General features: G+C 59.5%; 17 protein-coding genes and 1 pseudogene. 13 read left to right on the top strand and 5 right to left on the bottom strand.

The annotated features are described in order from the left end of the window. Nucleotides 1-640: 640 nt before the first annotated feature. Nucleotides 641-1,861, bottom strand: a complete 1,221-nt coding sequence (locus GKQ23_RS17930) for an MFS transporter (protein ID WP_212409050.1) — start codon at nucleotides 1,859-1,861, stop codon at nucleotides 641-643. Nucleotides 1,862-2,367: 506 nt separating this feature from the next. On the opposite strand from GKQ23_RS17930, the gene GKQ23_RS17925 reads away from it, so the two are divergent. The 10 genes from GKQ23_RS17925 to GKQ23_RS17880 all read left to right on the top strand — a co-directional run bounded on the left by GKQ23_RS17925 (nucleotide 2,368) and on the right by GKQ23_RS17880 (nucleotide 11,811). Then, on the top strand, nucleotides 2,368-3,414 hold the full coding sequence (locus GKQ23_RS17925) for a hypothetical protein (protein ID WP_212409049.1): 1,047 nt from the start codon (nucleotides 2,368-2,370) through the stop codon (nucleotides 3,412-3,414). A gap of 206 nt (nucleotides 3,415-3,620) precedes the next feature. Next, complete coding sequence (locus GKQ23_RS17920) at nucleotides 3,621-4,052, top strand: OsmC family protein (RefSeq protein ID WP_101506504.1); 432 nt, start codon at nucleotides 3,621-3,623, stop codon at nucleotides 4,050-4,052. Between the two features lie 162 nt (nucleotides 4,053-4,214). After that, on the top strand, nucleotides 4,215-4,745 hold the full coding sequence (locus tag GKQ23_RS17915; RefSeq protein ID WP_101506517.1) for an RcnB family protein: 531 nt from the start codon (nucleotides 4,215-4,217) through the stop codon (nucleotides 4,743-4,745). A 242-nt stretch (nucleotides 4,746-4,987) separates the two neighbouring features. After that, complete coding sequence (locus tag GKQ23_RS17910; protein ID WP_233209036.1) at nucleotides 4,988-5,419, top strand: hypothetical protein; 432 nt, start codon at nucleotides 4,988-4,990, stop codon at nucleotides 5,417-5,419. Between the two features lie 210 nt (nucleotides 5,420-5,629). Beyond that, complete coding sequence (locus GKQ23_RS17905; protein WP_212409048.1) at nucleotides 5,630-6,532, top strand: homocysteine S-methyltransferase family protein; 903 nt, start codon at nucleotides 5,630-5,632, stop codon at nucleotides 6,530-6,532. Between the two features lie 69 nt (nucleotides 6,533-6,601). After that, nucleotides 6,602-8,158 carry an ABC transporter substrate-binding protein gene (locus GKQ23_RS17900; RefSeq protein WP_212409047.1) on the top strand — a complete coding sequence of 519 codons (1,557 nt, stop codon included), beginning with the start codon at nucleotides 6,602-6,604 and terminating at the stop codon, nucleotides 8,156-8,158. Between the two features lie 6 nt (nucleotides 8,159-8,164). Next, nucleotides 8,165-9,154 (top strand): ABC transporter permease, encoded by a 990-nt coding sequence (locus GKQ23_RS17895; protein ID WP_369814399.1) that lies wholly within the window; start codon nucleotides 8,165-8,167, stop codon nucleotides 9,152-9,154. 64 nt (nucleotides 9,155-9,218) lie between these two features. After that, a complete protein-coding gene (locus GKQ23_RS17890) occupies nucleotides 9,219-10,028 on the top strand; it encodes an ABC transporter permease (protein WP_056240146.1) in 810 nt (269 codons plus the stop codon). A gap of 3 nt (nucleotides 10,029-10,031) precedes the next feature. Further along, complete coding sequence (locus GKQ23_RS17885; RefSeq protein ID WP_212409046.1) at nucleotides 10,032-11,615, top strand: ABC transporter ATP-binding protein; 1,584 nt, start codon at nucleotides 10,032-10,034, stop codon at nucleotides 11,613-11,615. A 37-nt stretch (nucleotides 11,616-11,652) separates the two neighbouring features. Next, a complete protein-coding gene (locus GKQ23_RS17880; RefSeq protein WP_156365623.1) occupies nucleotides 11,653-11,811 on the top strand; it encodes a hypothetical protein in 159 nt (52 codons plus the stop codon). A 182-nt stretch (nucleotides 11,812-11,993) separates the two neighbouring features. On the opposite strand, the gene GKQ23_RS17875 is transcribed toward GKQ23_RS17880, so the two are convergent. From GKQ23_RS17875 to GKQ23_RS17870, 3 genes and pseudogenes are all read right to left on the bottom strand, one after another. Beyond that, a complete protein-coding gene (locus GKQ23_RS17875) occupies nucleotides 11,994-12,404 on the bottom strand; it encodes an RcnB family protein (RefSeq protein ID WP_212409045.1) in 411 nt (136 codons plus the stop codon). A 180-nt stretch (nucleotides 12,405-12,584) separates the two neighbouring features. Then, nucleotides 12,585-12,701 (bottom strand): annotated as a pseudogene (locus GKQ23_RS24210) (iron-containing alcohol dehydrogenase); the annotation flags it as partial. Further along, a complete protein-coding gene (locus tag GKQ23_RS17870) occupies nucleotides 12,695-13,093 on the bottom strand; it encodes a hypothetical protein (RefSeq protein WP_249168423.1) in 399 nt (132 codons plus the stop codon). The pseudogene GKQ23_RS24210 and the gene GKQ23_RS17870, both read right to left, overlap by 7 nt. Before the next feature lie 474 nt (nucleotides 13,094-13,567). On the opposite strand from GKQ23_RS17870, the gene pqqU reads away from it, so the two are divergent. Together pqqU and GKQ23_RS17860 are read left to right on the top strand one after the other, a co-directional pair. After that, the gene (pqqU, locus tag GKQ23_RS17865; RefSeq protein WP_371820023.1) at nucleotides 13,568-15,718 is read left to right on the top strand and encodes a TonB-dependent receptor PqqU; all 2,151 of its coding nucleotides are present in this window, start codon (nucleotides 13,568-13,570) and stop codon (nucleotides 15,716-15,718) included. A gap of 299 nt (nucleotides 15,719-16,017) precedes the next feature. Continuing rightward, nucleotides 16,018-18,402: a glucose/quinate/shikimate family membrane-bound PQQ-dependent dehydrogenase gene (locus tag GKQ23_RS17860; RefSeq protein WP_212409044.1), complete on the top strand. Its 2,385-nt coding sequence runs from the start codon at nucleotides 16,018-16,020 to the stop codon at nucleotides 18,400-18,402. A gap of 560 nt (nucleotides 18,403-18,962) precedes the next feature. Here GKQ23_RS17860 and GKQ23_RS17855 read toward each other — a convergent pair. Continuing rightward, nucleotides 18,963-19,451: a pyridoxamine 5-phosphate oxidase gene (locus GKQ23_RS17855; RefSeq protein ID WP_212409043.1), complete on the bottom strand. Its 489-nt coding sequence runs from the start codon at nucleotides 19,449-19,451 to the stop codon at nucleotides 18,963-18,965. A gap of 438 nt (nucleotides 19,452-19,889) precedes the next feature. Here GKQ23_RS17855 and arnB point away from each other — a divergent pair, with 438 nt between their 5' ends. After that, nucleotides 19,890-21,029: a UDP-4-amino-4-deoxy-L-arabinose aminotransferase gene (arnB, locus tag GKQ23_RS17850; RefSeq protein WP_212409042.1), complete on the top strand. Its 1,140-nt coding sequence runs from the start codon at nucleotides 19,890-19,892 to the stop codon at nucleotides 21,027-21,029. The last annotated feature ends 2 nt before the right edge of the window (nucleotides 21,030-21,031 follow it).

Raw genomic sequence — 21,031 nt, 5'->3', positions numbered from 1 at the left:
TGCGCGGCATAAGCCGCTCCGGGCTCATCCCGCTGCCCTCCCTAAAAATGGGCTGTGTGGTGGCCTGTTTGGCAAGGGCTTAGGGCTTAGAGCTTAGTGCGTAGGGATTTAAGGGCGTGTTGTCTGTTTGATCGAGATTCCCGGGCCTGTCAGCGGGCGACCCTGCGCGGCATAAGCCGCTCCGGGCTCATCCCGCTGCCCTCCCTAAAAATGGGCTGTGGGGTGGCCTGTTTGGCAAGGGCTTAGGGCGTAGGGATTTAAGGGCGTGTTGTCTGTTTGATCGAGATTCCCGGGCCTGTCAGCGGGCGACCCTGCGCGGCATAAGCCGCTCCGGGCTCATCCTGCAGCCCTCCCTAAAAATGGGCTGTGGGGTGGCCTGTTTGGGAAGGGCTTAGGGCTTAGTGCGTAGGGATTTAAGGGCGTGTTGTCTGTTTGATCGAGATTCCCGGGCCTGTCAGCGGGCGACCCTGCGCGGCATAAGCCGCTCCGGGCTCATCCCGCTGCCTTCCCTAAAAATGGGCTGTGTGGTGGCCTGTTTGAGGTTGGGGGGTGGGGGTTATGCTCAGGATGTCTGGGGGGAAGAGACATTTCTTATTTTGGTTTTTTATGGCTGTTCAGTTGATTTATTCGTCTCTGTGGGTCAGGGACTTTTTTTATGAGCGGCCCTTTTTTTTGAAAGCAACACCATTCCACTCAGCCCTGTCAGCGCTATTAATGATGTCATTATCGTAAAGGAAATCATCAGGCTTACGGTGGCAATCAGTCCTGACATTAATCCTGATGCAGCTTCAGCGGTGTTGGCGAGTGTTGAGAAAACACCAAAGTTTTTTCCGATGTTTTCTTGTTCTGAGTGTAACTGTATGGTCGTCACCAGCGTTATATCAACAAATGCTCCACAGACTCCCAACACAAAGGATAGCGGTAAAAGTAAGGAGAGTGAAGAACGTGTTGCCAGGGACATGGTCAGCATCAGAAGGCCATAAACAAACCAAAAAAACATCAATTTATCAGGCGTTACCCGGTGTACAGTTCGGCTGTAAAGCAACCCGCCGAGAATGGTTCCGGCTGCCATCAGAGAAAACAGGTAGCTGGTGAAGATCTCACTTTTATCTGAGTTTACCGCAATCGCCGGAATCACAAAGCGAAGCACTGAACCTGTAAATAAAATGCACACCGCTGAGCCGATAATAGAAATGAAGAGCTCATGGCCTGAGTGATACATCTTTTTGATACACGAACTGGTTTCCCGGTATGCCTTTGATATATGGAAAGGAGTGCGTGGGTGTTGGCGAAAATCATCAAGCGTAATAATAATGAGTGCAGATATAAAATAAGTCAGGGCGTTGAACATCAATACCCAGGCTTTATCAGCAATTAACAGGATAAGCGAACAGGCCAGTGGACCAGCGACCGTGGCGGTTTCTTCCGCTACCTGTGCAATGCTGTTTGCACGAGTAAGATCACCATCACCAACAACTCGGGGTATCGCAGTCTGGAAACTCGGCTGAAAGATGCTGCGGCCTGTAGTTGTAAAAACAGAGGCAATGCACAGAATGACAATGGTAATAGCCCCGTTAAGATAAGTGAAAAAGAGGAGGAGAGAAACAGTCAGCCTCACCCATTCACTAAGCAATAAGTTCTTCTTAAGTCGGCCATTGTCTGCCAGCCAACCGCCAACGGGCCCAAAAAACAGAAATGGAATAAAACGGAAAAAGTAAACCACACCTACCTGGAAATAATCATTTCGGGTGGTTTCCAGTACTATAAAAACGAATGCAACCTCATAGGCATAGTCTCCTGATTTTGAGATAAACAAAGATGATATCAATGCAGGGAAATCCTTAATTTTCAGAAAGCTCATTATTTTCAACCTTTATAATCTCAACGTATCGTTCTTAATGCTGCGGTGCCTGCGCCAGTTCTGAAATTTTGACTTCCTTTAATTTATAATGACTGTGTAAAAAATCGGCGCAAATTGTAGCAAAACCAGGCATTGCATCTGCTCACTGGCTGACACCACCCTGCTTCTGCTTCTGCTTCTGCTTCTGCTTCTGCTTCTGCTTCTGCTTCTGCTCCGCCGCAGTGACGTTTTACGAACGGATGTTTTCACCAGTAACGATACGGGGGACTGTTTTGTTGGCGCTGATTACCAGGATTTGACTGACGGCAGCGGCGAAAACGGTTGCACAGCACGGATGAACATTGCACGATAAAGCTAAATAAAAATCATTATCATCGGAGTGGGCCGTGTCTGAGAGTCCTGTGGCAGGTCAACTGCCACAGAAATACAACCCGGGTTGCACCGGCACCGGCGACAGGAGCAGCGCGGCTGACGCAGTGACTGACCGCCACAGGCAGGGGGGAGAAGTGACAAACCATTTACCTGATGAGTTATCCGCTGACTGGCAGCATGCCGTCCGGCAGGCGGCCGGAAATTTACCGGAACCGGCGCGGCTGGCTTCGCTGGCGGCGTTTCTGGCGGAAAGCGCCAGTCTGGCGCCACAGCTGATGCTGCACGCGCTGCAGCGTAGCGGGTTTACCGACCCGGCCAGCTGGCAGATTGCGTCGCGCTGTCGCGAGCTGCGTCTGGATGCCTGCTTTACCCCGTTGCTGGAGCGCTGGCATCTCCAGCTTTGGGAAGAGGGCTGGCTGGAAAACGCCGACGAGGGCTGGCGGCTGGCCGGTCATGCGCCCGACCTGGGGGCGCTGGAGCAGCGCACAGATGACGCCAGACACCGCCTGCGTCAGCTGATGGGCTGGCTGGAGCAGGGGCATACGCTGGCCGCAGCGCTGTTCAGCACCCCGGAACAGCTGGAGGACTGGCTGGCGGCCCCGGTGCTGCTGCCGTCAACAGTACCCGGGTTGCATCAGCTGCTGCATCAGCCGGGGATTATTGACGACTATTTCAGCGGCATCCTGGCTGAAATTGTACCGCTGCTGCTGGCGGAGCAGGGGAGCGATGCGCCGCTGTTAATCGGCTGTCGGCACACCCTGGCGTTCCGTCGCGGCCTGCCGCCTGGTGCACCGCCTTCCGTGGTAATCGATTTGCAGCAGCCGCTGGCGGCGCAGCTGGCGGCCGGTGAACGGTATACGGCTCTGCTGACCAGCGGCCTGTTCAGCCATCGCGCGCCACAACAGCTGCTCGGCGAACTGCACGGCTGGCTGCAGCCCGGCGCGCCGCTGCTGCTGGAGAACAGCGCAGAGCGACCGCTGCACTGGGTGACGCCTGCCGCGCTCAGGGCACATGCCGTCGGTGACAGCGACTGCCCGTTCAGCGCCGCCGCCGATGAAGCCCGCTGCCGCCAGCAGCTGGAGCAGGCTGGCTATCAACTGCTGGCCGTCTGGCCGCAGCCCGCTACGGCAATGGCGTTCTGCGGCCAGCGGCTGTTGCTGGCCCGGGTCGCGCGCGGATGAGGTCTTGCCCCTGGCGCTATTACGCCATGTTGCAGGAGCAGGAGCAGGAGCAGGTGCAGGTGCAGGTGCAGGTGCAGAAGCAGGGTGGGATACCCGCGTATGCAGGGGCGGAATGTAGCCGGAATCGTCTGTAAAACGGGCGGTCGCCGGTGAGAATATGCAGAGTGTCTATACTGGTAGCTGATGTTAACTAACGGAGGATAACCATGACCATTCATAAGAAAGGCCAGGCACACTGGGAAGGCGATATCAAACGCGGTAAAGGCACCATCAGTACCGAGAGCGGTGCGCTGAGCGCGCAGCCCTATGGCTTTAACACCCGCTTTGAAGGGAAAGCCGGCACCAACCCGGAAGAGCTGGTTGGGGCGGCCCATGCGGCCTGCTTCTCGATGGCGCTGTCGCTGATGCTGGGTGAGGCCGGCCATACGCCTGAAAGCATTGATACCACCGCTGACGTGTCGCTGGATAAAGTGGATGGCGGTTTCGGCATTACCAGAGTGGCGCTGGAGAGCAAAGTGACGCTGCCGGGTATCGATAAAGCCGAGTTTGACAAGATTATTCAGCAGGCCAAAGCCGGCTGCCCGATCTCGAAGCTGCTCAATACTGAGATCACGCTGGACTATCAGCTGAATAACTAATCTCCACACTGTGCAGGGTGCGTCAGGACTGTGTTAAGCCAGAGCAAAGTTAGTGCTAATCCGGTCGTTTTCGGAGTTGAAGCGATACGGAAGTGTTGACGAATGTCCGATAGTGCGGTGAACGGCAGCGGTCAGGCCGTCGGCCAAACTGAGGACATCAAGATGAAAAAAACAACACTGGCACTGGTTATCAGCATTTTCACAGCAGGCACCCTGTTCTCCTCTCTGTCGCAGGCGGAGGGTCCGGGCAATGGCCCGGATCGCCAGTGGCAGCAGCAGGGCGGTCATGATAATCGCGGTAACGGCGGCGGCCATGATGCCCGCAGCGATCGTGGTGGTCAGGATCGTCATGACGCGCGTAACGATCGCGGCGGCCCGGATCGCCATGATGCCCGTAACAATCGCGGTGGTCCGGATCGTCATGATGCCCGTAATGACCGTGGCCCTTCGCCGCAATTCCACCGCGTGGAACGCGATCACTTTGCCTGGAGCGGCCACGACTTTCGTCGCGGCCACCCGATGCCGCCGCGTTTCCGTGGCGATGATTATCGCGTTAACGACTGGCGCGACCGCGGTCTGTACGAACCGCCACGCGGCGCACACTGGGCCTATGTCGACGGCAACTATGTGCTGATCGCGGCGGCAACCGGGATCATTACCGCTATCCTGCTGAATGGCGCGCTCAGCCAGTAAGATGTTACCTCTCCGGCAGCGCCCGCTGCCGGATTTATTGCTTTGCCTCTCCCCAGCATTCAGACCCGTTCTCCCCTTTGTTAAAGCAACGCGTAATCGATATTTTTCAATAAATTAGCGTTGCATTGCATTACATTGTTGTTTTCCGTAGCGGCTCGCAGAAAACCGGCTACTGTATGCTTGTTAATCATCTTGTGGTGGATTTATCATCATGCTGTCAGAACATAATTAAGGATGAGAAAATGGAAAACAGAGTCGAGAAACTGGAAGACAAGTTCACCACGTTGCAGGGAGACGTAAATATTCTTAAGCAGGATGTCACCGTGCTTAAGCAGGATGTGACTGTGCTTAAGCAGGATGTCACTGTGCTTAAGCAGGACGTCACCGTGCTTAAGCAGGACGTCACCGTGTTGAAGCAGGATGTATCCGTCTTAAAAGAAGACGTTAAAATACTTAAAGAGGATGTTAACGGCATCAAGATAGATGTTGCGGTGATCAAGTCAAACTATGTGACGAAAGAAGAGTTCCATCAGCTGGATAAAAAGTTTGATACTAAATTCGAGATGTTACGCAGCGAGCTGCATCAGTCTCTGGCGTCACAAACAAAATGGTTTGCTGCATCGCAAATGGCGCTGCTGGTGGTTGGCCTGGGTGCCGCCAAAATAATCTTCTGAACGCACTCCTTAACGATGGTCAGCGGATGCCGGCGTGGCCAGTGGTTCTCCGCGGGGCGGCGGAATCGCTACAATTCTGAGCGTTACGCTTCCCCCTTCGCTCATTTCCTGTAGAAGCTTATCGTGATTTAAGCATATAGACGTCTGGACATGTAGCCATCACTTTCTGTAGCATGCTGCCATTAGAAAAATCTTACCGGGAGCAGGCTGATGGCGCATAAAATTGCAATTCTGGATGGTGGTATGGGGCGAGAGCTGGCGCGGGTTGGTGCACCATTCCGTCAGCCGGAGTGGTCGGCGCTGGCGCTGTATGAAGCGCCGGAGCGGGTGCGCGAGGTGCATGACAGCTTTATCGCCGCCGGTGCCGGTACGCTCACCACCAACAGCTATGCCGTGGTGCCGTTCCATATTGGCGACGCACGCTTTGCCGCCGACGGTCAGCGGCTGGCCGCGCTGGCCGGCCGGCTGGCGCGCGAGGCGGCCGACGCCGCCCCTGAGCCGGTGCGCGTTGCCGGCAGCCTGCCGCCGGCCTTAGGCTCCTATCGCCCCGACCTGTTTGACCTGCCGCAGGCACTGGCTATCCACCGCGTGCTGATCGATGCTCAGGCCCCGTTTGTGGACGTCTGGCTGGGCGAAACCGTCAGTTCGATCGCCGAAGCGGAGGCGATTCACCAGGCGCTGGCCGGTCAGCCGCAGCCGCTGTGGCTCTCCTTTACCCTCAATGATGAAGCGGAACAGTATGATGCCGTCAGCACCCTGCGCTCCGGCGAAAGCGTGACGGCGGCGGTAACCCGCGCCGTGGAGCTGGGGGCAGAGAACGTGCTGTTTAACTGCAGCCATCCGGAAGTGATGCTGTCGGCGGTACGGCAGGCCGCCGCCGTGCTGAAGCAGCTGAATGCGTCGGTGGGCATTGGTGTTTATGCCAACGCCTTTGAGCACGGCAGCAACGGCGGCGGGGCCAATGAAGGTCTGAGCGGCCTGCGTAAAGACAGCGATCCGGCAGGCTATCTGCACTGGGCGCAGGAGTGGGTGGCGGCCGGTGCCACGCTGATTGGCGGCTGCTGCGGCATTGGCCCGCAGCACATTCAGCGGCTGGCGGAAGCGCTTAAGTAAGACGGACACCGGGTCAGTGCCGCTACGGCGGCAATAAAAAAAACAGCAGAAACTACAGGACACCACCACATGAACCGTCGCAACTTTATTAAAACGACCGGGGCACTTTCCGTTGCAGCAGCCTGCACCGGCTGGCCGCTGCAGTCAGCATGGGCCGCGGACGCCGCGCCCGCTGCCGAGGATGCCACACCGAAAAAAGGCGGGCACCTGATTATCGGCATGGATAACGCCTCCAGCACCGATCGGCTCGATCCGGCGTTCTGGTTTGAGTCCTGGATGTATTTCTTTGGTTCGCAGCTGTTTAACTGCCTGGCCGACGTGGATGAAAACGGCAGGATCGTGCCGTCGCTGGCCGAGAGCTGGGAAACCGCCGACGGCAGCAAAACCTGGCTGCTGAATATTCGTCAGGGCGTGCAGTTCCACGACGGCCGTGCCCTGACCGCCAGAGACGTGGTCTACTCGCTGAACCACCACCGCGATGAGAAGTCCACTTCGTCGGTGAAAGGTTACCTCGACCCGGTGGTGTCGCTGGAAGCGACCACGCCGCACCAGGTGACCATTAAGCTGAAAGAGCCGAACGTTGAATTTATCGCCCTGCTCAGCGACGTTCACTTTGCCATTACCCCGGAGAATGAAAACTTCGATAAGGGCATCGGCACCGGCGCCTTTATCCTTGAGAGCTTTAAGCCGGGCGTGCGCGGGCTGGTGAAGCGTAACCCGAACCACTGGAACCCCAACCGTGGCCACGTTGATTCGGTGGAAACCCTGGCGATGAACGACTCGACGGCGCGCGTGGCGGCGCTGGCCAGTGGTTCGGCGCACATGATTAACCGCGTGAACCCGCGTATCGTCGATCGCCTGAAGGCGCTGCCGACCATTCAGCTGCTGCGTTCGAAAGACAGCCAGATCTTCACCTTCCCGGGGCTGGCGAACGTCGCGCCGTTTAACACCCTCGACGGCCGCCTGGCGCTGAAATACGCCATCGATCGTGAGCAGATGATCAAAACCGTGCTGGGCGGTTACGGCACCGTCGCTAACGATAACCCGGTTTTCCCGTCCAGCCCGTACTTTGCCAAAGATATTCCGCAGCGCCCTTACGATCCGGAAAAGGCCAGATATCACTGGCAGAAATCCGGCTTCAGCGGCCCGCTGGTGCTGTCGGTGGCGGAGAGCGGTTTCCCGGGCGCGGTGGATGCCGGCCAGCTGTACCAGAACTCGGCGCAGCGCGCCGGCATTCCGCTGCAGGTGGAGCGCGTGGCGGATGACGCCTTCTGGGACAACGTCTGGATGAAGAAACCCTTTGTCTCCTCTAACTGGTCGCTGCGCCCGACCGCCGATGCGCTGCTGTCGCTGGTGTTTACCAGCAACGCGCCGTGGAACGAGTCGCAGTGGAAAGAGCCGGCCTTTGACCAGCTGGTGACCGCCGCCCGTGGCGAGCAGGATGAACAGAAGCGCCGCCAGATTTATCACGATATTCAGGTGATGCTGGTCGAGAAGGGCAGTGAGGTGATCCCGCTCTACGCCGATGCGCTGGACGCGGCCAGCAGCAAAATTAAAGGGTTTGTTGCCATTCCGGGCTTCACCATGAGCGGCAACCGCGCTGCGGAAAAAGTCTGGTTTGCGTAATTGTCGATGAGTGATTCTCCTTCTATCCGCGGGAAAGGCCATTTCCCGCTGCTTAAGATGATCGTCCAGCGTCTGCTGGCCGGGGTGGTGATGCTGCTGGTGGTGTCGGCGCTGATTTTTGTCGGCATCCAGCTGCTGCCGGGCAACGCCGCGACGGCGATCCTCGGCCAGACGGCCACCCCGCAGGCGGTGGCGGCGCTGAATCAGCAGCTCGGCCTCGATCAGCCGGCCCTCAGCCGCTATCTCAGCTGGCTGGGCGGCGTGCTGCAGGGCGACTTCGGCCACAGCTTTACCAGCCGCGAGGCGATCGCGCCGGTGCTGCTGGAGCGGCTGGGTAATACCCTGTCACTGGCGTTCTTCACCGCTATCGTTGCCGTGCCGCTGGCGCTGGCGATCGGTTTTGCTTCCGCCCGCTACCAGGGGCGCTGGCCCGATCGGCTGCTGAACCTGTTTACCCGCGCGGCGGTGTCGCTGCCGGAGTTCTTCTCCGGCTACCTGCTGATTCTGATTTTCTCGATCACCCTGTTCTGGCTGCCGAGCAACAGCAGCATCGCCGACGGTATGCCGCTGGGCGACAGGCTGCTGGCGATTGCGCTGCCGTGCCTGACGCTGATCTTCGCTATTCTTGGTCATATGAGCAATATGACCCGCGCCGCGCTGGTCAGCGCGCAGAATGCGGCCTGGGTGGATACCGCGCTGATGAAGGGGCTGTCGCCGTCGGCGATCCTGTTCCGCCACGTGCTGCCCAACGTCTGGGGGCCGGTGATTAACGTGATCGTGCTCAACCTGGCCTGGCTGATGGTCGGGGTGGTGATCGTCGAGAACGTGTTTGTTTACCCGGGCCTCGGCCAGTATATGGTGGACAGCATCAGCAAACGCGATATCCCGGTGATCCAGGACTGCGCGCTGCTGCTGGCCGGGATCTATATTCTGCTCAATCTGCTGGCCGATGTGGTCACCCTGCTGGCTAACCCGCGCCTGCGCCACGCCCGTTAATCCCTTTTAGAGGCCAGCCTGGCGTACCGCGAAGGCACGCCGGGCTGACAAGGAACTGATGTTGATGTTAAGGCTGAAACTTGCCGTGCTCCCCGGTGCCATCGGGCTGAGCCTGTTTATTCTGGTGGCGCTGCTGGCCCCGCTGCTGTCGCCCTATGCGCCCGATCAGGTGGTGGGCAGTGCCTGGGCGGGGGTCTCACCGCAGAACTGGCTGGGCACCGATAACCTCGGCCGCGACCTGCTGTCGCGGCTGATCTGGGGCACCCGCACCTCGATCGGCGTTAGCGTGGTGGCGACCCTGCTGGCGTTTGCCATCGGTATTTTCCTCGGTTTCCTCGCCGGCTTCTGCCGTGGCTGGGTCGATCAGCTGATTTCACGGGTGAACGACGTGCTGATGGCGATCCCTACGCTGATCCTCGCGCTGGTGGTGCTGGCGATGCTGCCGAAAACCATTCCGGTGATCGTACTGGTGCTCGGCCTGCTGGAGTCGACGCGGGTGCTGCGCGTGGCGCGTTCGCTGGCGCTGGATATTGCGGCGCAGGAGTTTATCGAAGTCGCCCGGCTGCGCGGGGAGCGCCTCGGCTGGATCCTGTGGCGCGAGATCCTGCCCAACGCCCTGACCACGCTGGTGGCGGAGTTTGCGTTGCGCTTTATCTTTATTCTGCTGTTCCTGTCGGCGCTGTCTTTCCTTGGGCTGGGCATTCAGCCGCCAACCGCCGACTGGGGCGGGCTGGCGCGGGATAACAAAGACGGCATTCTGTTTGGCGTGTGGGCGGCGCTGATCCCGGGGGCGGCGATTGCGCTGCTGGCACTGGCGCTGAACAGCGTCGCCGACTGGCTGATGAGCCAGCACAGCCGCAGCTGGCAGGAGTAATTAATGCAGTCACAACCGTTGTTAAGCGTGCAGCAGCTGCGCGTCACCGCCGGCAGCGCGGTGCTGGTGGACGATATTTCTTTCACCCTGAATAAAGGCGAAGTGCTGGGGCTGATCGGCGAGTCCGGTGCCGGTAAATCCACCATCGGTCAGGCGATCCTTGGCCACTGCCGCCACGGGATGAAAATCAGCGGCGGGCAAATTATCTTCGCCGGACAGCCGCTGAACGGGCTCTCCGAACGGCAGATGCGCAGCGTGCGCGGCGTACAAATCGCCTACGTGGCGCAGTCGGCCAGCGCCTCGTTCAACCCGGCGAAAACCATCGGTGAACAGGTGATTGAGGTGGCGGTGCGCCACCGGGTGCTGGACCGCCGGGCGGCGATCCAGCGCGCGATGGCGCTGTTTGTACAGCTGCAGCTGCCGCAGCCGGAGCAGTTTTTCCACCGCTATCCGCACCAGGTCTCCGGCGGCCAGCTGCAGCGGGCGATGATTGCGATGGCGATCTGCGCCGGGCCGCAGCTGATTATCTTCGACGAACCGACCACCGCGCTGGACGTGACTACCCAGCTGGAAGTGCTGAAGGCGATTCAGCAGGTGATTGCGCAGAGCGGCGTGGCCGCACTCTATATCAGCCACGATCTGGCGGTGGTGGCGCAGCTCAGCCAGCGAATTATGGTGCTGCGGCACGGCCGTCAGGTAGAGACAGGTGCTACCCCGGCGCTACTGGATCAACCGCAGCAGGCTTATACCCGTGAGCTTCTGCACAGCCACGCGCAGCCGCATACGCCGCGCGGTTCCACTCTGCCGCTGCTGGCCGCGCGTGAGGTCAGCGTTGATTATCAGGGGGAGCGGGTGCTGCACAATGTGTCGCTGACCGTCGGCCGCGGCCGTACCCTGGCGCTGATCGGCGAGTCAGGTGCCGGCAAGTCAACCCTCGGCCGGGCGATCTGTGGGCTGGTCTCCCCGGCGGAGGGCGAGGTGCGCTTTAACGGCCAGCTGTTGCCGCCGGCGCTGCGCCAGCGCAGCCGCCAGCAGCTGCAGTGGGTGCAGATGATCCACCAGCACCCGGACACCGCGCTCAACCCGCGCCTGACCATCCGGCTGCAGCTGGAGCGGGCGATGGTCTGCCTGACCGCGCTGACCGCCCAGCAGCGTAAAGCGCGGGTGGAGACGCTGCTGGAGCAGGTCGGGCTGCCGGTACAGCTGGCGGACCGCTATCCGCACGCGCTCTCCGGCGGTCAGAAGCAGCGCGTCTGTATTGCCCGCGCGCTGGCGGTGGAGCCGCTGCTGATCGTCTGTGATGAACCGACGTCGGCGCTCGATCCGCTGGTCGGGCGTGAGGTGCTGGCGCTGCTGAAGAGGTTACAGGAACAGACCGGCGTCTCGCTGCTGTTTATCACCCACGATCTGCACGTGGTGAACGCCGTTGCCGATGAGGTCATGGTGCTGCGCCACGGCAGAACGGTGCGCCAGGGAGCGTTAGATCTGGTGTTTAACGCGCCGCTGGACGACTATACCGCCCAGCTGCTGCGCGCGGTGCCGCAGATGCGTGCCGGTTGGTTAGAGGAAGTCAGTGCGGTAGTCTGAGCAAATTCAAACAACGGAACAGATCCGGAGGGAAACAATGAGCGTGTTCTTTATTCTGGCAGTGGTGTTTGGCGCGGCAGCCTTGCCGATGCTGGTGCTGAGCGTCACCCAGCGGCGGCGCAGCCCGTGGCTGGCGGCGGGGATGGTCAATCTGCTGCTGGCGCTGGTGTTTGCCGCCAGCGCCCTGTTTGCCTGAACCTGAGCCGAGAAACCGGGCGCTTATTGCCGTCCGGACACCCGTTGAATAACGGCTAAAGCAACGGGTTAAAGGGCAATTGCCGGGCGAGATATTCCGGCCAATGGGCCGGAGGGTGGTGTCAGGCAGGCTTCCTGCCTGCACATCGACAGGCAGGTTCTGTGCCCTGTGCCGTCAGACGATTACTGATGGGCTATCACCGACGCGATCACTCCGGTCGCTACGGCGATCAGCACGTAGTTACCGTTGACGTTCTGCCAGCGGTGCCCGGCCGGCGGTGCCTTCAGACCGTGTTTTTTCCAGTCATTTACCTGATAACCTGCGCCGCGATACTGTCCCGGCAGGGCGTGGCCTTTACGGAAGTCAGGCTGCTGGCCGTGCGGTGCTTCATTGCGTGCCGTTTGCCGTGCGTTTTGCTGTGGCTGGCCCTGGTGTACAGACTGCCCGCGATCCTGCTGCGGGCGCTGCTGCTGTTGCTGGTGCTGAGATTGCTGCGGATGCTTCAGCGGCTGCTCAGGCCCCTGCGCAGAGGCTGCCGCGCTGGAGCCTGCGGCGATCAGAACGGAGAGGGCGATCGAGGCAATTTTTTTCATCTTGTTATTCCTTGCGGGTAGTTTCTGTGTGCCGACGGGGGAAATGTGGCGTTCACAGGCCGCGCTAACAAGGTAAAAAATCTGAAGCCGCCGGATTTAACGCAACCTTTAATCCGGCTTTACGCAAAACTGTCACAGTGCATCAATTGTGTACGCTGAACACCTGCTCCGGCAGCCAGCGCTGCTGCCGCCAATCGCCACCACGCGTCGAATGCGTCCGCGCCAGCACGACTCCCAGCCATCGATCTCATCGGGTGAGGCTTCGTGGCTGACCACTTCAGTCTTATCGGTTAATGGCCGCCCGGGCCTGGGCAGGTGAAGGTGATGGCCCGATCCTGCGGCGAATTAATGATGCTGAAGCGGGTGTCGGAGACGCGCTGTGCCAGCCAGCCGTCGCGGGTGACGGCCGAGGGAATATAGAGCTGACGGTCGCCCGACCACAGTGGGCCGCTGTCGAGGGTGCGGTCAGGAAGCGTCACGGAAAAGGCGCTGACCCGGTCAATAATTTTTCCCTCAACCGTGCCCAGCGGCTGGCCGCTCAGGGTGGTCACCTCGCCATTGCAGGTTGTCCCCTGGTATTTTCCGGCGCAACCGGCCAGCAGCAGCAGGGCAGCACACAGCAGCGGCCTGATGGCCAGCGGGGAGGTAGGGATGAAAGGGGAGAGTCGTGGACATCCGGAAACGGGCATGGTGCATCCTGTCACTGTCACAACGGTTTAACAATCCGTTGAGTATAGCCTGACGGTGATGGCGCGTGTTAGTGGTGCGTGGATTTTGCGGGGTGCCGCCAGAAAGCCTTAAAAACCCCTTAAAAACGCAGGTTAATTATCTGAAACCGGTTACTGAATCAATTCAGCAAAATTGTTAACAACTCTGATAAGCGGTGCTACAATCCGCGCACATTGTGATTTGTATCACATATTTTCGGTAGGGATTCGTGATCCTGGTCAGCGACAAATGTTAAATATTATGAATTATAAAACATAACGCGGTGGCTGACTGCGTAATCCTGTTACATACCGATATACTTTGACAGGTCTGCCTGGCAGCGCATGTAGCGCACTTTGTCAGGGAAAGGCGGGCGCCTGAAATTTCCGTTCTGCATCATTATTGCCGGGCGAAAACGGGCCTGAAACGTTGCTCACTAATGATGAATCACTCCCGTGAATAATAAAAAAACCTCTGCTTATCTTCTGACGCCGCTGTTTGCCCTCTCTGCGGTTGCTGCCAGCTGCGCACAGGCGGCTACCGCCGCCTCTCAGTCAGACTCCTCCACCCTGATGGTCGTCAGACACGTCACCGGGCTTTCGGAGCTGGATACGCCCGCCGCCGTCAGCGTGGTGGACGGCGACGATCTGCGTAACAGCACGGCGCAGGTCAATCTGTCGGAAACGCTCGGCAGCGTGCCGGGCCTGCAGCTGCAGAACCGCCAGAACTATGCCCAGGATCTGCAGCTGTCGGTGCGCGGCTTCGGCAGCCGTTCGACCTTTGGCGTGCGCGGCGTGCGCATGTACGTGGACGGTATTCCTGCCACCATGCCGGACGGCCAGGGGCAGACCTCCAATATCGATATTAACTCGGTAGGCAGGGTGGACGTGCTGCGCGGCCCTTACTCGGCGCTGTACGGCAACGCCTCCGGCGGCGTGGTGAATATTGAGACCGAGACCGGCACCCAGCCGCCCACCCTGGAAGCGGGCACCTACTTTGGCAGCTTCGGCAGCTGGCGTAACAGCGTTAAGGCCAGCGGCGCGACCGGTGACGGCACTCAGGCCGGCGACGTGAATTACACGATTTCCGGCTCGCGTTTTACCACCCACGGCTACCGTGACCACAGCGGCACGCAGAAAAGCCTCGGTAACGGTAAGCTGGGCGTGCGTATTGATGACGTCAGCACCCTGACGCTGATGCTGAACAGCGTGTCGGTGGATGCGAACGATCCAGGCGGTCTGACGGCGGCGGAGTATCAGGCTAACCCGCGCCAGTCGCCGCGTGGCGACCAGTACAACACCCGCAAGAGCCTCGATCAGACCCAGTTCGGCCTGCGCTACCAGCGTGAAATGAGTGAGAACGACCAGCTGACGCTGACCACCTGGCACGGCGAACGCCACACGACTCAGTACCAGTCAATTCCGGTCGGCACCCAGGCTAACCCGGCCTATCCGGGTGGGGTGATCGTGCTGGAGCGTAAGTATCAGGGGATCGACACCCGCTGGAAGCATGACGGCAAGCTGGGCTCCATGCCGGTGACGCTGATCGGCGGGCTGGACTATGAAACCATGACCGAACGTCGTCAGGGATTCCTTAACTACAACACGGTGAACGGTGTTAATCAGCTCGGCGAGAAGGGCGACCAGCGCCGTAACGAAAAGAACACCATGTGGAACCTCGATCCTTACCTGCAGAGCAGCTGGCAGCTGAGCGATAAGTGGTCACTGGACGCCGGTCTGCGTTACAGCACCGTCAGCTTTGATTCCACCGACTACTACATCACCACCGGTAACGGCGATGACAGCGGCAGCGCGCGCTACCATAAGCTGCTGCCGATGGGCTCACTCAACTATGCGGCGACCGATGCATGGAACCTCTACTTCTCCGCCGGTCGTGGTTTTGAAACACCAACCATTAACGAACTCTCCTACCGCTCGACCGACGGTACGCAAACCGGCATGAACCTCGGCCTGAAGCCGGCCACCAGCGACACCTTTGAGCTGGGCAGCAAAACGCGTATTGGTTATGGCCTGCTGACGGCGGCGATTTTCCAGACCAGTACCGATAACGAGCTGGTGGTTGAAAGCAGCAGCAACGGCCGTGCGGTGTATAAAAACGCCGGTGAAACCCGCCGTCGCGGCCTGGAGCTGGGCTTCGACCAGCAGTTCGCTCAGGACTGGAAAATGAAGCTGGCGTGGACGCTGCTGGACGCCACCTACCGTAATGAAACCTGTAATGCTGCCGCGACGTCCTGTACGCCCGCAGGTAACCGCCTGCCGGGCATCGCCCGCAATATGGGCTACGCTTCGCTGCAGTATGCGCCGGAAAGCGGTTTCCACGCCGGGGCGGATATCCGCTATATGAGCAGTATCAAGGCTAACGACGCCAATGACGCCGAAGCCGGCGCATATGCGGTGACCAGCCTGAACAGCGGCTACCGCTTTAACTGGAGCCAGTGGTCGCTGGATCTGTTTGGCCGCGTCGATAACCTGTTCGATCGCCAGTACGCCGGATCGGTGATCGTCAACGAAGGCAACAAGCGTTACTACGAATCGGCCCCTGGCCGTAACTGGGGCGGCGGCGCCACCCTGGCGTATCAGTTTTAAGCATTAAGCGGATCGTCTCCCGGCCCTCTGGTGAGGGGGCAGCCCGGCAGCCTGCACCTGATCTCATTCCGGGCAGAGCGTCAGGCTGATTCGCCGGGCAGATTGCGCGCACCGCGTGCCAGACTTATGCACCGGGCAAACCCCGGTCACAGAATCCAGCAGTAACCGGCCAGCGGGAAGGGGAGCTTCCCGCTGGCCGGCACGGAACACCGGATGGATGGTTAAAACAAAACCGGGTGTTTCAAAAGATTAAGCCTACGCTTAATCGGTGACTTTTCATTTTTGGTAAGGTTCAAACTATGCAAAGTAAAGCATCAAGAGTGCTTCTGCTGCTAACGGCGATATTTGCCGCGCTGAGCGGCCTGTATCTGTTAATTGGCGGCATCTGGCTCGCTAAATTAGGTGGTTCGCTGTACTACATCATTGCCGGTGTGGTGCTGCTGATTACTGCTGTGCTGCTGCAGCGTAAGCGCGGTGCCGCGCTGACGCTCTACGCCCTGTTCCTGCTGGCTACCACCGTGTGGGCGCTGTGGGAAGTGGGTTCCGACTTCTGGGCGCTGACCCCGCGTCTTGACGTCACCTTCTTCTTCGGCCTGTGGCTGGTGCTGCCGTTTATCTGGCGCGGCCTGGTGTCGAAGGGCGCGTTCCCACGCGCGGCGCTGAGCGCGGTGCTGGTGTTCGTCGTCGCGGTACTGGCGTACTCGGTGTTTAACGACCCGCAGGAGATCAACGGTACCCTGAGCCCGGAGCAGGCGGCAGAAGCCACCCCGGCGGATGACGGTATCCCGGCCGGTGACTGGCCGGCCTACGGCCGTACCCAGGGCGGCACCCGCTACTCGCCGCTGAAGCAGATCACCGACCAGAACGTCGGCGAGCTGAAGCAGGCGTGGTCTTTCCAGACCGGCGACCTGAAACTGCCGAGCGATCCGGGTGAGATCACCAACGAAGCCACGCCGATCAAAATTGGCAACGCGCTCTACCTGTGTACCGCGCACCAGAAGCTGTTCGCGCTGGATGCGGCCACCGGTAAAGAGAAGTGGCACTTCGACCCGAAAATGAAGACCGACCCGACGTTCCAGCACGTGACCTGTCGCGGCGTCTCTTACTATCAGACCCCGGAAGCGGCAACGGCACCTGCCGGTACGCAGCTGGCGCTCTGCTCACGCCGCGTGCTGCTGCCGGTCAATGACGGCAGCCTCTACGCGCTGGACGCGGAAACCGGCGCGCTGTGCCCGGAATTTGGCGACAACGGTAAGCTGAACCTGCAGAGCAATCTGCCGTACAACAAGGTCGGTTCTTACGAGCCAACCTCGCCGCCGATCGTCACCGATAAGGTGATTGTGATGGCCGGTGCGGTGACCGATAACTACTCGACCAAAGAGCCTTCCGGGGTGATCCGCGGCTTCGACGTCAACAGCGGCAAGCTGCTGTGGGCCTTCGATACCGGCGCGAAAGATCCGAACGTGATTGCCGAGGGTGAGCAGAACTATACCGCCAACTCGCCGAACTCATGGGCACCTGCGGCCTATGATGCGAAGCTGGATCTGGTTTACCTGCCGATCGGCGTGTCGACGCCAGATATCTGGGGCGGTCACCGTACCCCGGAGATGGAGCGTTTTGCCACCGGCGTGCTGGCGCTGAACGCCACCACCGGTAAGCTGGGCTGGTTCTATCAGACCGTACACCACGATCTGTGGGATATGGACGTACCGGCACAGCCGACGCTGGCGGATATCAATGATAAAGACGGCAATAAAGTGCCGGTTATCTATGTACCGACCAAAACCGGCGATCTGTTTGTGCTGGACCGTCGCGACGGTAAGCCGGTGGTGCCTGCACCAGAGATGAAGGTGCCGGGCGGTGCGGCGAAAGGCGATCGTGTGTCGCCAACCCAGCCGTACTCTGAGCTGAGCTTCCGTCCGAAGGAGCATCTGGCCGGTAAGGATATGTGGGGCGCCACCATCTATGACCAGCTGATCTGTCGCGTGATGTTCCATCAGCTGCGCTATGAAGGCCCGTTCACCCCGCCATCCGAGCAGGGCACGCTGGTGTTCCCGGGTAACCTGGGGATGTTTGAGTGGGGCGGCATTTCGGTGAACACCGATCGTCAGGTGGCGGTTGCCAACCCGATGGCGCTGCCGTTTGTGTCACGTCTGATCCCACGCGGTCCGGGTAACCCGATCGAGCCGGATGAGAACGATAAGGGCGGTACCGGTACCGAGTCCGGCGTGCAGCCGCAGTACGGCCTGCCGTACGGCGTGACGCTGAACCCGTTCCTGTCGCCGTTAGGTTTCCCGTGCAAGCAGCCTTCATGGGGCTATATTTCGGCGATCGATCTGAAGACCAACGATATCGTGTGGAAGAAACGTATCGGTACCGTGCGCGACAGCTCACCGGTTCCGCTGCCGTTTAAGATGGGGATGCCGATGCTGGGCGGCCCGGTATCTACCGCCGGTAACGTGTTCTTTATTGCGGCCACCGCGGATAACTACCTGCGCGCGTTTAACCAGTCTAACGGTAAGCAGCTGTGGGAAGCCCGTCTGCCGGCCGGTGGTCAGGCGACGCCGATGACCTATGAGGTTAACGGTAAGCAGTACGTGGTGATCGTGGCCGGTGGTCATGGTTCCTTCGGGACTAAGCTGGGCGATCACGTGATTGCCTATGCGTTGCCGGACAGCAAATAAGTTTTAATGCTGTGGCAGAAGGGGGCGACTTTAGGGTCGCCCCCTTTTTTTGTGCCTGCGCTTTGGGGCCGGGTCGCTTTGAGGTTGGGTGCCTGGCTTAATCGGGGTTATCCGGATCGCGGACACGCCAATAACGTCCCTGGGCTCTGCCGGGCGCATCCCTGCGCCCGAAGGTCCGCTAACCCGGATAACCCCGATTGCCTGTAATCACTGGTGTTGCTGTCCTGAAATATTCTATATCTGCGCTCAAACGTCAAAACATCAAAACATCAAAACATTAATACGGGTCTTTAATACGGGTCTTTTTGGCTTTTAAGGCAGCAACTCAATTGCTGAAAAGGGAGGCCGTTGGCGAGCAGGTTAGCCGGGCGTATGCCGCACGGATGCGGCATCCGAGCCTCCAGGGATGGATTATTTTTTAAAGCCCGGATTTTTGGGCTTTAAAAAATTAACGGCGTCCCGGCGTTCTGTCGCCAACGGCCGAACCCGTCATCGAAACTAAACGCGATGCCCTTAACAGCAACACAATCGCCGAATCCGCCCCGAAACAAAAAGCCGCATTAGCCCTGGCGTAAACCAGCGGTTGCCGCCAGCGCCTGCAGGGCGGCGATCTGCTCGTGCCAGCGGGCGAGGGCGCTGGCTTCGTCGTTGAGGCTGAAGGTCAGGCCGTGGGTGACGGTGGCGTAAGGCGCGCGGTGGGCGATGACCTGATGAACGGTGGCGCTGAACACGCTCAGGTTGAGATCGGTCAGCGTCTCGTTGCGCTGCACAACCAGCAGCTGAATCTCCCAGATAGCCCCGTCCAGCACCAGCGCCAGCGTGGCCTTGCCGTCACGCTGCAGATTGCGGGTGGTGGTGGAGTGCGGCCAGATGGCAAACAGCAGCTGCCGGGGTGTGAGGGCGAGGATTTCACCGAGGCTGAGCTGAGCGGCGTAGGCCCAGCCGTTATCGCCGACGCTGGACAGGCGAATCGCCTGGTGCAGGTGGCTGGCGGGCAGCGAGCCGTCGAGCAGCGCCAGCAGCGCCGGGGGTAAGAGGGTGTCAGTCATGATCGATTCCTTGATGTCTGGGCGGTCAGTGTAGCCCGCCTGCCCGCAGGCCACCACCTGAGATGTTGCTGACAAAGTAAAGTGACAAAATGATGAAATCTTGCTTATGTTTAAGTGCTGTTGATGTTGTGCGATGAACGGCAGCGTTCTGAACATAAACGGCGATTAAACCTGCGTCAGGTTGCCCTGCACGACATGCTGTTCTTAATCTTTCCCTAATAATTTTCGTTTAACGTGCATATATCCGGGTATTGCTATGCTCTTTTGGGTAATAAGTAGCGCTTTGTCGTTGTTTTTTTAATCTCACGGGCCCTGTGAGGAATAATCTGCTGGCCAGCATCGTTAACGCAGCAGGTTGATTTATTTTTAATCACAACCGTCGTTTTCGATCTTCTTCAGCTAACGTTATTGCTATCAATAGTTTATTGGGATTAATCAATGTCTGAGTTTTTGCCTTTCTCACGCCCGGCAATGGGTGACGCAGAGCTGGCCGCGGTCGACGAGGTCCTGCGCTCCGGCTGGATCACCACCGGACCGAAAAATCAGCAGCTTGAACAGGCATTCTGCCAGCTTACCGGCAATCGCCACGCCATTGCCGTCAGTTCGGCCACGGCCGGGATGCACGTCACGCTGATGGCGCTGGGGATCGGGCCGGGCGATGAGGTAATCACCCCGTCGCTGACCTGGGTCTCCACCCTGAATATGATCGTCCTGCTGGGGGCTACGCCAGTGATGATCGACGTCGATCGCGATACGCTGATGGTCACGCCTGAGCTGATTGAAGCGGCGATTACGCCACGGACCAAAGCGATTATTCCGGTGCACTATGCCGGCGCACCGGCGGATATCGACGCCATCCACGCGCTGGGCGCGCGTCACGGCATCGCGGTCATTGACGATGCCGCCCATGCGGCCGGTACTTACTATCGCGAGCGCCATGTCGGCAGCAGCGGTACCGCCATTTTCTCGTTCCACGCGATTAAAAATATGAGCTGCGCCGAGGGCGGGCTGGTGGTCACCGACGACGCTGCGCTGGCGGACCGGGTGCGCAGCCTGAAGTTCCACGGGCTGGGCGTTGATGCCTTCGATCGTCAGACCCACGGCCGCGCGCCGCAGGCGGAAGTGATTATGCCTGGCTACAAGTACAACCTGGCCGACATCAACGCGGCGATTGCGCTGGTGCAGCTGGATAAGCTGGCGGCCAACAACGCCCGCCGGGCGGAGATTGCCGGCCGCTATCTCACCGAACTGGCGGATACGCCCTTCCTGCCGCTGCGTCAGCCCGACTGGCCGCATCACCACGCCTGGCATCTGTTTATTCTGCGTATTGACCCGCAGCGTTGCGGCATCGGCCGCGATGAGCTGATGCAGGCGCTGAAAGATCAGGGCATCGGCAGCGGCCTGCACTTCCGTGCCGCCCATACGCAGAAATACTACCGCGAGCGCTTCCCGCAGCTGTCGCTGCCGCACACCGAGTGGAACTCGCAGCGCATCTGCTCCATTCCGCTGTTCCCCGGCATGCACGACGGCGACGTCGATCGGGTGATCGGCGCGCTGCTTACGCTGGCAGGAAAATAACC

The sequence above is a fragment of the Erwinia sp. E602 genome (assembly GCF_018141005.1).
GTDB lineage: Bacteria > Pseudomonadota > Gammaproteobacteria > Enterobacterales > Enterobacteriaceae > Erwinia.
Note: the sequence above shows the minus strand (reverse complement) of the source record. Positions and strands in the feature narration are given on the sequence as shown.